The organism is Engelhardtia mirabilis, assembly GCF_007748095.1.
Lineage (GTDB): Bacteria > Planctomycetota > UBA1135 > UBA1135.
The window spans coordinates 5,664,135-5,677,742 of the sequence record NZ_CP036287.1 but is presented as its reverse complement, the minus strand read 5'-3'; the positions used below and the strand labels follow the sequence as shown (position 1 = coordinate 5,677,742).

10 protein-coding genes are annotated in these 13,608 nt (G+C 68.3%); 9 read left to right on the top strand and 1 reads right to left on the bottom strand.

What is annotated here, in order from left to right; genetic code table 11:
• The first annotated feature begins 32 nt into the window (after positions 1 to 32).
• The 6 genes from Pla133_RS20875 to Pla133_RS20850 all read left to right on the top strand — a co-directional run bounded on the left by Pla133_RS20875 (position 33) and on the right by Pla133_RS20850 (position 8,374).
• The gene (locus Pla133_RS20875) at positions 33 to 1,394 is read left to right on the top strand and encodes a LemA family protein (RefSeq protein ID WP_419191797.1); all 1,362 of its coding nucleotides are present in this window, start codon (positions 33 to 35) and stop codon (positions 1,392 to 1,394) included.
• Between the two features lie 221 nt (positions 1,395 to 1,615).
• Positions 1,616 to 2,755, top strand: a complete 1,140-nt coding sequence (locus Pla133_RS20870) for a multiheme c-type cytochrome (RefSeq protein ID WP_145068865.1) — start codon at positions 1,616 to 1,618, stop codon at positions 2,753 to 2,755.
• An 80-nt stretch (positions 2,756 to 2,835) separates the two neighbouring features.
• Positions 2,836 to 3,312 carry a hypothetical protein gene (locus tag Pla133_RS20865; protein ID WP_145068864.1) on the top strand — a complete coding sequence of 159 codons (477 nt, stop codon included), beginning with the start codon at positions 2,836 to 2,838 and terminating at the stop codon, positions 3,310 to 3,312.
• Complete coding sequence (locus Pla133_RS20860; RefSeq protein WP_145068862.1) at positions 3,309 to 5,048, top strand: cytochrome c3 family protein; 1,740 nt, start codon at positions 3,309 to 3,311, stop codon at positions 5,046 to 5,048. Before Pla133_RS20865 ends, Pla133_RS20860 begins: the two co-directional genes overlap by 4 nt.
• Before the next feature lie 55 nt (positions 5,049 to 5,103).
• Entirely contained in the window at positions 5,104 to 6,858 is a 1,755-nt protein-coding gene (locus tag Pla133_RS20855; RefSeq protein ID WP_419191795.1) for a multiheme c-type cytochrome, read from the top strand.
• Positions 6,848 to 8,374, top strand: a complete 1,527-nt coding sequence (locus tag Pla133_RS20850; RefSeq protein WP_145168486.1) for a hypothetical protein — start codon at positions 6,848 to 6,850, stop codon at positions 8,372 to 8,374. Before Pla133_RS20855 ends, Pla133_RS20850 begins: the two co-directional genes overlap by 11 nt.
• A gap of 6 nt (positions 8,375 to 8,380) precedes the next feature.
• On the opposite strand, the gene Pla133_RS20845 is transcribed toward Pla133_RS20850, so the two are convergent.
• Positions 8,381 to 9,931 carry a nitroreductase family protein gene (locus Pla133_RS20845; protein WP_419191794.1) on the bottom strand — a complete coding sequence of 517 codons (1,551 nt, stop codon included), beginning with the start codon at positions 9,929 to 9,931 and terminating at the stop codon, positions 8,381 to 8,383.
• 498 nt (positions 9,932 to 10,429) lie between these two features.
• Here Pla133_RS20845 and Pla133_RS20840 point away from each other — a divergent pair, with 498 nt between their 5' ends.
• From Pla133_RS20840 to Pla133_RS20830, 3 genes are all read left to right on the top strand, one after another.
• Positions 10,430 to 10,810 (top strand): hypothetical protein, encoded by a 381-nt coding sequence (locus Pla133_RS20840; RefSeq protein ID WP_145068854.1) that lies wholly within the window; start codon positions 10,430 to 10,432, stop codon positions 10,808 to 10,810.
• A 140-nt stretch (positions 10,811 to 10,950) separates the two neighbouring features.
• On the top strand, positions 10,951 to 12,963 hold the full coding sequence (locus Pla133_RS20835; RefSeq protein WP_145068852.1) for a hypothetical protein: 2,013 nt from the start codon (positions 10,951 to 10,953) through the stop codon (positions 12,961 to 12,963).
• Positions 12,964 to 13,350: 387 nt separating this feature from the next.
• Positions 13,351 to 13,605, top strand: coding sequence for a DUF4212 domain-containing protein (locus Pla133_RS20830; RefSeq protein ID WP_145071013.1), 255 nt, complete (start codon positions 13,351 to 13,353; stop codon positions 13,603 to 13,605).
• Positions 13,606 to 13,608 lie beyond the last annotated feature (3 nt).

Here is a 13,608-nt window from a genome sequence, read left to right as displayed (position 1 = left end):
CACCGGGACCGATGGGGGGTAGCGTGGGGCCGGTGACGATCCTCTATTCCACGCCGTCGCTGCCGGTCCTGGTTGCGACCGCGGCCCTGGCTGGCCTGCTCGCCCTCGCCGCGGCGGCCTGGCTGGCGCGCGCCTTGGGCCGGCGGCGGCTGGTGGACGACCTGCCGACTCTTCCGGCGGCCGGCGTGTTCATCGGCATGGTCGAGGTACACGGCACGGCCGAATCGGAGCGGCCGTTCAACGGCCACCTCAGCGGCCTCCCGGTCGTCTTCCACGAGTGGAACGTCGCCGAGCACTGGGTCCGCACGCGGGTCGTGACCTCGACCGATTCGAAGGGCCGCACGACCACGCGGGTCGAGTCCTATTCCGGCACGGACACGGTGGCACAAGGCGGCGAGAGCGCGCCCTTTTGGCTGCAGGACGAGTCGGGGCTCGTCCAGGTGGACCCCGAGCAGGCCACGGTCCATGTCGAGACGACCTTCGCCGAGACGGTCGGGCTCGACGACCCGCTCTACCACGGCAAGGCGCCGCCGGCCTCGGTCAGCGGCTCGATCGGACGTCGGACCTTCCGCGAGCAAGCCCTGCCCTTGCACCACGAGGTGTACGTCATCGGCCAGTCGCGTCTGCGCGAGGACGCAGTCGCACCGGAGATCGCCGCTGGCGGGGAGGTGGGCCTGTTCCGCATCGCGACCGGCGGCGAGGAGCAGGTCCGCGGCCGCCTGGGCTGGAGCGTGTTCGGCATCGGCCTGCTCGTCTTCCTGTTGGGCGGGGTGAGCGGCGTCGCGCTGGGAATGGCGTTCATGGGCCAGGACGCTCAGCACCGCTCGAGCGCGCCACTCACCATCCCGATCGTCGCGGGAGCCCTCAGCGGCCTGTTCTGGCTCGGCGCCTCCTGGGCCTGGGCCATTCGCAACGGGCTGATCGATCTGCGCGAGCGGGTGCGCCAGGCGCGTTCCCTGGTCGAGGTCGAACTGCAGCGGCGAGCGGACCTGATCCCGCGACTGGTGGCCGTGGTCGAGGCCAGCGCCGGGCACGAGCGCGAGGTCCAGACGGAGCTCGCGGCCATGCGCGCCCAGGCCGCGGCGACGGTCGAGGGCGAGGCCGGCACCGACCCCCGGGCCCTGGCGCCGCGGTTGCAGATCGTGGGCGAGCGCTATCCGGAGCTGAAAGCCGCGCAAGCCTTCAGTGACCTGCACCGTCGCCTGGTCGGCACCGAAGACCGCATCGCGCGCGCGCGCAGCTACGTGAACGCCATCGGCGCCAGCTACGACGATCGCTTGGAACAGGTCCCCGACACCTTCATGGCGAAGTTGCTCGGGCTGCGGTCGTTCCCTCTCCTGGCTGTCGAAGGCTTCGAGCGTAGACCTGTCGACGTCGATCTGGGAGACAACTGAGAGCAGCGCCTACGCCAAGGCGGGGGACGCCCTCGTTCGTACCCTCGGTGGTGACGCGACTTCCAACCCACGATGTGGATCTTTGAGACAGTCGTGTCGACGGCGGACGATCAACGAAAGCTCCGTCGAGTTTGCAGCGATCATCTCCGGTTCACCTTCGGCTACGGGTTTGTGACGTCGGGATGACGCCAAAGATGAGGGCGGGGTGAACGCCTGGGCGAATGTCCGGAATCCAGGCATGCCATCTCCAATCCAGCGTTAGAAGGGTCGAGGACACCCTCGTACTCCCCGATCGAAGTTGGGCGTCGGCCTCACGTCCTGTCATGTCACGAACCTGCCGAATCCCCAGTAGCGTCTTCCTTGCCAGCGCAGTCGGTGCGCTGGCAGCGATTCTCGCGTTCTCGTCTCCGCAGGACGCCTTCGGGGGTGTTGCGTCTCGGGTCGAGCCCGACGTCGCGCATTTCGATGGAACCCAAGTCGTAGGACCGGGTGAGTGCGCCGAGTGCCACGAGCCCGAGACCGCCGTCTGGCTCGGAAGCGCCCATGTCTCGGGCGGCAAGGTGTTGACCCGAAGCGACGAGGCGAAGGCCATTGCGAGTGCTTTGGGCGTGCGACGAATCAAGAGCGACGAGCGTTGCGCGTCGTGCCACTTCACCCTGCAGGCCCAGGAGGATGGCCGATTCAAGGCGGTCTCCGAGGTCTCGTGCGAGTCCTGTCACGGCGGCGCGGCGGGTTGGGTGGAACTCCACAATGACTTCGGTGGCACCGACTCCACCGCCGAGTCCGAGACCCCTGAGCATCGCGCGGACCGCATGCGGCTGTGCGACGAGGCCGGGATGCACCGCCCGACCGAGTTCGTGTCACTCGCAACACGCTGCTACGCCTGCCACTTGATCTCGGATTCCGAGCTCGTCGCTGCCGGTCATCCTATTGAGGACGGGTTGGAGTTCTTGGCGGGCAGTCAGGGCTCCGTACGACACAACTTCGTGCGAGGGGCGGGGGTGAATGCCCCCGCTTCGACCGAACAGCGTCGGGTCATGTTTGTAGCGGGTCAGGCCGTGAGGCTCGAGATGGCCTTGCGCGGATTGGCTCGCGATCCCGGTCAAGGCGAGTGTGCAGACTCCCTGAAGGCTGCAGTCGAGGCGGCGCGCGGTGTGCTCGCGGCTGTCGCCGAGCGCAGTGAGTTGCCGACCGTGGCGGCGATGCTCGAGGCCTCTGATCTCGGACCTGATGCGGTCGCGCCTGCACTCCTCCACGCCGCTGATGTCGTGCGGAAGGCAGCGCTCGAGTTCGAGCATGGGCAGGACGGCACCGGCCTGGCTGCGATCGATCCGTTGCTTCCGATTGCTTCGGACTCGTGAGAGTCGGGGCTTCGACATCACCGGCCGAGCCTGCGGCGGCTGGGACCGGACGACCGTCAGTGCGCGCATGGGGCCCGCTCGTGGCGGGATCGCTGCTCACGCTGACGCTCGTGGGGAGCGCGCGCTACGCCGAGTCGGCGCTGCAGTCCTTGGCCTTCCCGACAGGCTGGCTCGCCGTGCTGTGCTTCGGCCTGCTGGCGCTGGGCTGGACTGCACGCAACCCCGACGAGGACGCGCTCCGCCAGCGCTTCGGCACACAGGCCGTATGGACGGTCTTCGGCCTGGCGTTGTTGCTGGTCCACATGGACAGCCGAGCGCCGAGCGGGCCGCTCGGTATGGCATTGGCCGCAGGCGTCGCAGCACTCGTACTCAGCCTGATTGTCGGTTGGACCCTGACCCTCGGGGTTCGTGACGGCGGGAGCCGTGAGAGCCTGCGACGCTGGCACATCGGGCACTTGGGCCTGTCCTTCGGGCTCCTGGCCCTGGGGGTGGTCCACGGCGTCGTGCTGAGCGCTCACGGACTTCTCGCCTACGTGGTCCTCGGGAGGGAGAGTTGAGCGGGCGCGAGCTCTTGATGGAGCCTGCCCGCGCGCGTCTCCTGGCGGTCGGAGCGTCGGTCGCTACTGCGGTGGTCGTGCTGGGGATCATGGGCAGCCCACCAGGGAAGGTGCTGGTCCTCCCGGGGCCACTGAGCTCGAATCACGCCGCCCTGGGCGAGGATTGCGGGGTTTGCCACGCTGCCTCGCCGGTTGCCGTGGCGGGCCCCCTGCACGGGGTGGTCTCCGACGACCTGCGGACGGAGCAGAGCGCCAAGTGCCTGCTCTGCCATTCGAATCTCGGCGACAGGCCACTCGCGGCCCATGGCGGAGCTGTGCAGCTGGACCCGTCGACCGGCGCGGCTCGCGGGCCATTCTCGGTTCCGTTCGATGCCGGCGGCTCGCTGGCCTGCGCGAGTTGCCACCGAGAGCATCAGGGGCGGAGTCGCTCGCTGACCGAGTTGGGCAACAGCCAGTGCCAGACCTGTCACACGGACGAATTCCGGGGTTTCGGGCAGGGTCACCCTGAGTTCGGCGAGCTGCCCGACCCGAGCCACCGGGCGATCCTGTTCGACCACCGCTCTCACTTCGTCGAACACTTCGCCGGCGCGGCGGCGGAGGCGGCGCCCGCGTCTTGCACGGACTGCCACGAGCCCGACGCCCGTGGGGGACACATAGGCGTGATCTCCTACTCGGTCGCCTGTGCCGCCTGCCACGACGACGAGCTGCGGGGCGCGGCGCAGGTCGAAGGCTCGGGCCTGAGTCTGTTCTCGCTGCCCGCACTCGACCTCGTCACTCTCGAGGATGAGGGGCTAGATGTCGGCCGTTGGGCGGCGGATTCAGCGGAAGTCGAGACCGCCATGACGTCCTTCCTGACCGCGTTGGCGCCGGAACTGTCGCCGCCGGCCGACGTCGATCTACTCGACCTCTATGGAGCGACGGAGTCGCAGCTCGAGGCGGTGGGCCAGTGGGCTGCAGGCATACGGAGCTACTACAGAGATCTGTCGGAGCAGGGCCAGCGCTCACTCGTGCGTGCTGCGTCGCGCCTGGTCGATCGGGAGCTCACCGATGACGAAGCCTCGGCCTTGGCCGGCGGGTTGCCGGCGGAGGTCCTGCGGGGGGCCCTCGACGCGTGGCTCCCGAGCGAGTCCTCCGTCGCGGTCAGCGCGGCCACGGTCGACGGCGACGTCGGCCGCGAGGGCTGGGTCGAGGGAGGCGGTTGGTATCGACAGGATCTGGACTTCACCCTGCGCTATCGGCCGGTCGGGCACGCTGATCCGTTCATACGTGCCTGGTCGGACCTGGTTGGCGAAGCCCAGGGCGAGGGGCGGTCTGATGGCCTGGGCGAGCTTGCCACGCTGCTTCGCGATCCCAAGGCGCCCGGGCAGTGCGCGCGCTGCCACGCTCGAGTTCAGGAGCCGTCCGGTGGTTGGGCCCTGCGTTGGACGCGGCTCGAGGCGACGCCGGGATTGACTCATTTCTCGCACGCCACCCACTTCCCGCTCCTGGATGAAACGGGCTGCCACGTCTGCCATCAACCGGCGGGCATCGGGAGCCAAGGGCCGGGAGTTGCCAGCGCGTCGAGCTTCGCACCGCTGACCCGTGAAGCCTGCGCGTCGTGTCACTCGAGCGGCGGTGCATCGGATCGTTGCCTGACCTGCCACGACTACCACGTTCACCCGAGCCCGGCCGTCTCGCGGCCGTCGCCACTGCTGATCGAGCGGCAAGACGCGGCGTTGGACGAATCGCCGCGATAGCGCGTGACAACCTCTACCGGACCAGATGGATTCGCGAACCCAGCCGCATCCCAGGGTGCTACTCGCCCTCGTCCTCACCCTGGCGTCGTGCCTGGTCGTTCCGCGCGGTCCAGTCCAGACCGCCCCTGCCGCGGAGGCGGGGTCTGATCTGGCGGAGCGCTCCCATGCCGAGCTCCTGGAGCGAGATCCATTCCCGTCCGCTCGGCAATGCGCGACCTGTCACGAGCGCCACTACCGCGAGTGGTCGGCGTCGCCGCACGCCTACGCGCAGATCAGTCCCACTTACAACGCCTATCAGGCATTGCTGGTCAATGCGACCAACGGGACCCTGGGCGACTTCTGCGTCCGTTGTCATACGCAGGTAGGGATGACCTTGGGGGAGCCGATTGCGGCCAGCAACGCCGCGCGTTCTGAGGTCGCGGTCGAGGGCATCACCTGTGTGGTCTGTCACCGGGTATCGACGTCCTACGGCAAGAACTCGGGGCGCTTCGCGCTCGAGTCCGGCGACATCTTCGAGCCGATCTACGGACCTCGAGCCGACGATGAACTACGTCGAGTGCTAGGAGACCCGGCTACCTATCGACGGGTCGTGACCGATTCGGACTCACCGGGAAGGAGAATCCACGCTGAGGCGCGTCAGATGCCACAGATCCAGCGCTCCGCCTTTTGCGGCCGTTGCCACGACGTCCGCCTGGTCGACGGCTTCCGACTCGAGGATGCCTTCAGCGAGTACAAGCAGTCGCCGGCGGCCGAGCGAGGAGAGAGTTGCCAGGATTGCCACATGGGGCCCATTCCCGGCGTTCCCTCCCGCTATGAGGATCAGCCAGCAGCGATCATCGGCGATCAGCCGACGGCGCCGGCGCGCCGGACCAATCACATGTTTGCCGGTCCCGACGCTCCGCTCGTGCATCCGGGGATCTTCCCCCACAATCCCGAGGCAGCGGCCCTGGCGAGCCCGCAGGAGTGGCTTCAGTTCGACTATGCCGCGGGCTGGGGGACAGACGAGTTCGAAGATGCTTGGCCCGACGACAGCGAGTTCCCCGAGCGCTGGGCATCGGCCGACGAGCGCTACGACGCGCGCGAAGTTCTCGAGACTCAACTCGGGCTTCGCCGAGAGGCCTATGAGCGGGGCACGACGCTTTTGCGCAACGGCTACCGGCTCGGCGAGATCCGCGATCTGGGGGCGGGTGATGGTCTGGCCTTCGAACTCCGTGTAGAGAACGCGAGCGATGGTCACAGCGCGCCGACGGGCCTCATTGCGGAGCGCCTGGTCTTCCTCCAGATCGTCGTTACCAATGCCGATGGGGAAGTGGTCTTTCGATCAGGCGATTTGGACCCCGACGGGGACCTGCGCGATCGGCACTCCGCCTGGGTGCAGGCGGGACACATGGAGCGCGATGAGCAGTTGTTCAACCTCAGGTCGCCCTTCGTCGTTCGAAACCTGCACGGGAGTGAGCGCGAGCAGATCGTGCCCGCGAACTACTCCTTCGACCCGCTCGTTTTCGTGCGTCCGTCGCCCACGCCGTCGATGCTCATGGGTGGCGTCCCCGGTGTCCGCATTCAGAAGCGGAATATCGAGATCGGCGGCTATCGCGTAGCGCGTTACTCGGTGCCGGCCGAGATGCTTCAGGGTGCCGGCCCCTACCACGTGCGGGCACAACTCGTTTCGGGACAGCTCCCGGTGCATCTCATTCGAGCCATGCAGAGTGTTGGTTTCGAGTGGGGGCTATCCGGTGAGAAGCTGGCGCAGGAGCTGGTCGCTAACTACCGGGTCCTGCACGTACGTGAAGCGACGATGGATGGACGCTGAGCCCGTGGCGCTCGAAGCTCCTCGTAGCTCCTGGGTCCTGCTCATTGCGGTCCTGGTGGGGTCGGGCTGTCGCACTCCGAGTGCGGCGCAGAGGCCGTTGCGCCGGGAGCTTCCGATGGCCAGCGATGCGGACGGGCGGACGCCCTTGTCCGATACTCCGCGCGGGCGTGACGCGCTCGTCTTCGCGCCGGTGGAACATCAGCCGGACGGCTTGGCGCTGGACTCGGAACTGTCGGACGAAGTCATCGGCTATCGGGCGGAGGCGATCGCGGAGCGCCCGGAGCCGCTGCTCGAGATCGGGGGAAGGTTTCTTTCCAGCGGCCCCATCCCGGCGGGCGTCGAGCTACCCACGGGGCAGGTGTTTCAACCGTCGCTGATCGTCTTCGGGGACTTGCGATCTGCGGTGCAGAGCCATGACTCCGGATCGGACGTTCGCACCGAGTGGGCCAATCGGCTGGACTTGTTCGCCAACTTGTCGCTTTCCGGAACCGAACGGGTACTCCTCGGTCTGCGGCCGATCGATGGTGAGCGGGGGCAGTTCACCGGATACAGCCTCGAACCCGACGAGGATTCGGGTTGGGAGTCTGGCTTCAACTCGAGAATCCGGACGCTCTACTTCGAGGGCGAGTTCGGCGAGCTGTTTCCGGGGCTGGACGATGGGGACCGCCACGCCCTGGACTATGGCCTGACGATCGGACGAGTTCCTCTGCTCGTGCAGGACGGGTTCCTGGTCGACGACGACGTCGACCTGCTCGGAGTGACGCGGAACTCGCTCACGGCCGAAGGTGTCTCGAATCTGCGGTTGACGGGCTTGGTGGGCTGGAGCGGCGTCGATCAGGGAGGTGGGGCGGACGGCGAGACTGGGGCCATGGTGGGCCTTCTGACCGCAGCAGACACCTCACTGTTCGACAGTTCCATGGCACTCGACCTGCTCTTCGTGGACGGTCATCAGCGTGACTCGGACGCCTGCTACCTGGGTGGCAGCTCGGTGCAGCGGCTCGGGGTGCTCGACACGACGTTCAGAGTCGCGACATCTGTTCCGCTGCACGGTGACACCCCTTCGGCGACGGCGGGGACACTGCTCGCCTCAGAGGTCGCCTACACGCTCGAGGGCAGGGAGCACGTCGTCTACGCCAACGGCTTCTGGTCCATCGATCAGTTCTCTTCAGCAGCACGCGGCCCGGACCGCGGCGACGCCGTGGCGCGAATCGGGATTCTCTTCGAGCCCGTCGGGATGGGCACCTTCGGCATACCGCTCGGTGGAGCCTTGAGCGACACCGTCGGTGGAGCTCTCGGCTATCAGCACTTCCTGAATGGAACGCGGGGGCAGATCGTCTTCGAGATAGGAGGTCGTGGGAGTCTCGAGGGCGAGCACGAGAGCGCCCTGGCACTGGGGGCCCGCTACCAGCGGGCCTTCGGCCAACATCAGGTCTTGCGCCTCGACGCCTTTGTCGCAACGCGAGAGGGGGACGACTCGTCGCAGGGGATTCGGGCCGAGTGGCGCGTCAAGTTCTGACCCACGTCAGCGGCGGCGCAGGCGCAGGAACTGGAAGCGCCCGAAGCGGCTCTGCACGCCGGGAAGTTGCTCGAGCTTGCCCAGGGCGCTGCCGACCAGTCCCGCCAGGCGCTTGCCGCGCTCGGAGAAGTTGCGCGTGCGGAAGGCCAGCTCCTCCGGTTGAGGGGCGGCCTGCAGGCCCAGGCGATCGACGGTCTCGAAGCCCGCGTCGTGGGCCAGGCGCTCGATCGCGCGCGGATCGACGGCCTCGAAGGGACCGATGTTCGGGTCGGGCGAGAGCACGTACTCCACGCCCCGCGGCCCGCCGCGCTTCGAGCGCAGGCGTTCGGTCAGGCTGTGGAACGAGCGCGTGCTGACCAGCCCCAGGATCAACTCGCCCCCGGGCTCGAGCCAGCGCGCGATGTCGGCCAGGAGCGGGCCGCGCTGGTCCGGCGCCAGGTCCTCGAGGCGGAACAGGCACGTGGCCACGGCGTAGGTCGCCTCGGGCGGCGCCTGCGGCCCCAGGCGCACGGCGTCGTCGGGACTCCACAGGTGGATGCCGGCCACCGGCCGCACCCGGTTGGCCACGAACTCGCCGACCTCCTTGGTGCGCTCGACCACGTCGAAGTGGAAGCCGCGGCGTTGGCGCCAGGTGCGCTCGGTCACGATGCCCGTGCAGGGCAGCACGTCGAGCCAGCGGCCCAGGGGCGGCTGATCCTCTTCGAGCTTGTCCGCACCGCGCTCCACGAAGCGCTCGATCGCCGCCTCCGTGGCGCGCACCTCCCAGGGCCGCGGCTTGTTGTGCCGCAGCCCGTTGAGCACCCGCGCGCGCTGGTACACGGCCAGGTCGTCGGGGTGCCAGGCGGCCGGATCGGGCGAGGAGGGGATCGGCCGCCCGCCGTAGTGGTTCCAGTGGCGCACCACGTCGAGGGGGCGGCGCTTGGGGCCCGACTTGGGCTGGAACTTGGGATAGCCCAGGGCCAGCACCGCCACGACCAAGCGGTCATAGGGCAAGCCCACCAGCTCGCGCACCGCTTCCTTGTCACCGGTCTGGGTGATCCAAAAGGTCCCCAGTCCCAGCACCTGGGCCGCCAGGCTCATGTTCTGGATCATCGCGCTGGCCGACTGGATGTTGGCCCAGCTCTCCTCCGAGAACTCGCGCCCGTAGGAGACGACGATGTTGGTGGGCGCGTTGCCCATCTGGCTCGACAGGGCGGCGAGCTTCGCGTTGACCTCGGGATCGTCCACCGCCACCAGATCCCACATCTGGTAGTTGCAGGAGGAGGGCGCCCAGATCCCCGCGTGCATGACCTGGTCGGCCAGCTCGCGCGGCACCGGCCGCTCGTCGAACTTGCGGATCGAGCGCCGGGTGTAGATCGCCTCCCAGAAGTCACGCTCCGGCGTCGGCCCCACCGGCTCGCCGACGTCGAAGTCCTTGGGCCCGCGGCCCAAGGTGGGAGAGCCTTCGGCGGCCTCGGGAATCCCTCGATCCATTGCCTCGGGACGCGCGCCTTCGACTTCTGCGGGGCTGCCGCCCTGCGCCTGGGGCGTCGACGATGTGGGCGGTTCGGAGGTCATGGGGATGGGGTCGGGCGCGCCCGGTGGGGGACCGCGATGCCCCATTGTGCCCCCCTCGAGAGGGACGGGCCACCGCCCTGTCTCGGCGCGGCCGTCCCGGGCACCCGGCGGGCGCGGATCCGGACCCGGTCCACTTTGCGGTGCGCTCGTCGGCGCCTACAGCGGCGCCGAGCCGCTGACGCTCGGCTCCCGACTCTCCGATCCGGATCGCGGTTCACCCCAGTCTGCGCGACCAGCTCTGCCCCGTTCGGTGAGGTTGGAGACCTTCCCTCCGACCGGATCGGTTCGTGCGGTTGGGCTCGCCAGCACGACGTTGGGCAGATCGGTGGCGCCCCATGCCGGCGCGCGCGCAACGGATTGTTGCGAGCGTCGAGGGGGGGGTAGCCTCCACGAAGCGAGCCTGCATCGAGGGGGATGCGTGGCATTCGAAGATACCCCAGCAGTCAGAGAAACATGTCTTGCAGTCAGAAGCGTGCGGCTTCGAGAAGGGCCATATCCATGCGTCTCGCCAAGCCGGTCGGGATCCTTTCAATCTTCGCTTCGGTCGGGATCGCCCAGACCACCGCGCCCTCGTTGATCGTTGCATGCGGAACGTCGGGGGTATTCACATACACCGAGGAGATGACGATTCAATTCACGGCCGGGTCTGATCCCGTCGATATCGCGTCCGGAATCTTCGCGAATGACATCGCCGATGAATGGGCCTGCGGTGTCTGCTTCAGCATCGACCCACTTGCGATCTGGAGTTGCGAGAAGGGCAACACGGGCCCAGCCGACCCCGCGGATTTCACGATCACGGGCATCACCGAGGTGGGTGGGGTCTTTACCGTGACCGGGGACTATTCGGGGGGGATCAGCGTGGAGTGCCGGGACTGTTGAGCGGTTGAATGCTCTGAGCAGATCCTTGCCGCGCGGGTCGGTTAGGCTTCGGCGCGCGCCGATCGGGCTCGATCTGCGCGCGCCGCTCCTGGCTGTTCGCTGTCATCGCCCGCGGGCTGGGAGGTCGAAAGAGTCTTGACATGCGGAAACTGATTGTCGTCGTGGTCGTGCTCGCGATTGGACTGCTTCTCGTCGACTTGCCGAGAGTCGGAGATCCGGGAGGTGCCGCGCGGCGAATCGCCGAACAGGATGGCGTCGACGATTCGAATGGAGGGCTTACTTCACCCGATTCCTACGCCGCGGATGGCGGCAACGATCGGGCGCTGGCACCCTCGGGGCCACTTGCCGACGGCGCGAGCGATGAGCTTCGGCTCAGCACCATCCAGTTCGAGGACTCCCGCGACGGCGTGCTGCTCGACGGGTGGGGAGAGCTGTGCTTGCTGACCTCGGGGGGAGCACTTCGGAGGGTCGAGGTTCGCGAAGGGAGCGCGCGGCTCCCGGATGGGCTCGGGCTGGACGAGGCGTGTTGGGTGGTGGACCTGCGGCTCGATGGGGTCGATTACACCTACCTCGAACTCGATGCGACGTGGGCGGAGCTCGTCGAGCAGACGCCCGTTGCGGTCTTCCCTGGCCGCGCGGTGCCGGCGCGGGTGGTCGACGAGGCGGGCGCGCCGTGGACGCTGCCCCTGAGGCTGGGGCCGCCGATCGACGGCGGGTTCGGCGTCGGCGCCGAGGGGCACGCGCGCTTGCGGGCCGAGGTGACGTCCCCGATCGCACTCCCCTTCGCTGGGCCAGGCGAGCGTCTGGAACTGCTGACCGAGGGAGGGCGAGCGCGATTCGTCGTGCCCCCGCCTCCGGCGCCGTTGGAGGTTGATCCCCCTGACGGGTCGATCGTGGCCATCGAGCTTTCGGATGTCGTCTTGACTGCCACCCGGGACGTCGAACTCGTCCTTCTCGCCGGGGCGCCCCTCGACGGCCTTTTCCTGAGTGTGAGCGCGGTGCGTGGACTGCGTCCCTCCGACGCCGAGGCTGCGGGCGTGGCCGTCGTCAGGCTCGAGAGGTCCCGTTGGTTCGAGAACTCCCAAGGGGACTTCGAGCTCCGCACGGCCCTGCCGCAGTTGCCGTCGGGGACCTATCGTCTTTCGGATTCTGGTGTGAACGCCGAGGCGGGAGTCGAGCTGTCTGTGGAGTCCTTCGAGGTCTCGAGCGATTCCGAGCGCGAGATTGCCGTGTGGATCTACACGGACGAGGTCGCGCGCCCCACGACGGGACGGATCGCGCTTCGCTTCGCGCGCCCCTGGCGCGAGGTTCTGGCCCTTGGTGAGGGGCGACTCAAGGTCTTCCTGACTGCCGGAAGCGGCGGCCAGCTCGCGTCGGGTCAACGGCGGTCGTTGAGCTGCCGACTCGACTCGGGACGGGTCACGGCCAGGGATGATTTCACCGTCGAGCTGCACGAGTTCGTCGATCTGGCGGCGGGCCCCTACGTCCTCTCGCTCCAGCCGGTCGGATTCGTGACCGACGTCGAGCTGCCGCCGAGCGGGTCCGGGCCGACGGTCGTTGTTCCGGCAATCGGGAGGGTGAGGGTTCAGCCGCGAGGGGCAGAGGCCGAGGCGACCGCCGCCGGCGGAAGTCGGCCGCGGCCGGTACTCGAACCGCTTGCGGTCCCGCCGGAGATCCCGTCTCCGATTCGTCCTATCGGCACCGACGAGCGGTCCTCCGAGTACCTTCTCGTTCACGGCGAGTACGGACTGCAGGTTCCGGGCGGAACGGTCGTTATCGAGCCATCGAGCTTCTCGGTCGACCGTCAGGAAGTCCTGGTCGAGTGGGAGCAGCGACGCAGCTTCGCCCGCGAGGTTCGCTGGAAGCTGGACGGGGTGGACCTGAGCCTGCCGCTGTCGATGCAGGGGGACGTCCGCCTGCTGCTCGACGGCACCTCGGTCGACGGGGTCGTGGCGCAGGGGATCGGGTTCGACCTGGGTACCCAGCGCTTGGCCGGTTGGAGGGTGATCGCGCCGATCTCGGGCACGTTCGTCCTCGATGTGCCGCTCACCTTGCCGGATGGGCGGACGGTCCATCGGCGGCTGCCGGACTTCACCCTAGGTGAGGTCGAACTCCCGCCGGTGATCGACGAGCTCTCGGACATGGACCTCTGAGCCGTTCGTGCGCTGGCCCGGTCACGGACGATCGTCCCTCGTGCGGGGCTCGGTCAACGACGGATCCAATGGCCAGGGTGCATGCGCCGCGCCGGCTGAACGAGGGTCGGTGGCTCGAGCGTCCCGCGTCACCGGGAGCCTCGGACGCGCGCGGATGGGCGGCGTCGTGCGGTCCACGGCCGCGCAGCTTCCCGGCTGGACTTCCAAGGCCGAGCCCGTCCCCTTCCATTGGGCCGAGCAGCGGCGAAGTCATGGGGCGCTGCTCGCGGCGCACGAGCGTCGTACCATGACAGCACCGATGGGCGAGGAGTGCTCCACCGCCCCGTCCGCGTCCTCTACTCGACGACCCCACGCGTGTCCGATTCTCGATTCGATCCCGACGGCAGAATGGCCGCACGCGCCTACTGGCGCGCGAACCTGCGGCTGCTTGGCCTCCTGCTCTCGATCTGGTTCGCCGTCTCCTTCGGCTGCGGGATCCTGTTCGCGGAGCCGCTCAACGAGTACCAGCTCCCGGGCACCGGCTTCCCGCTCGGCTTCTGGTTCGCCCAGGCCGGCTCGATCTACACCTTCTGCGTGCTGATCTTCGTCTACGTCGTGGCCATGAAGCGGCTCGACCGTCGCTACGGCGTCTCCGAGGACTGACGG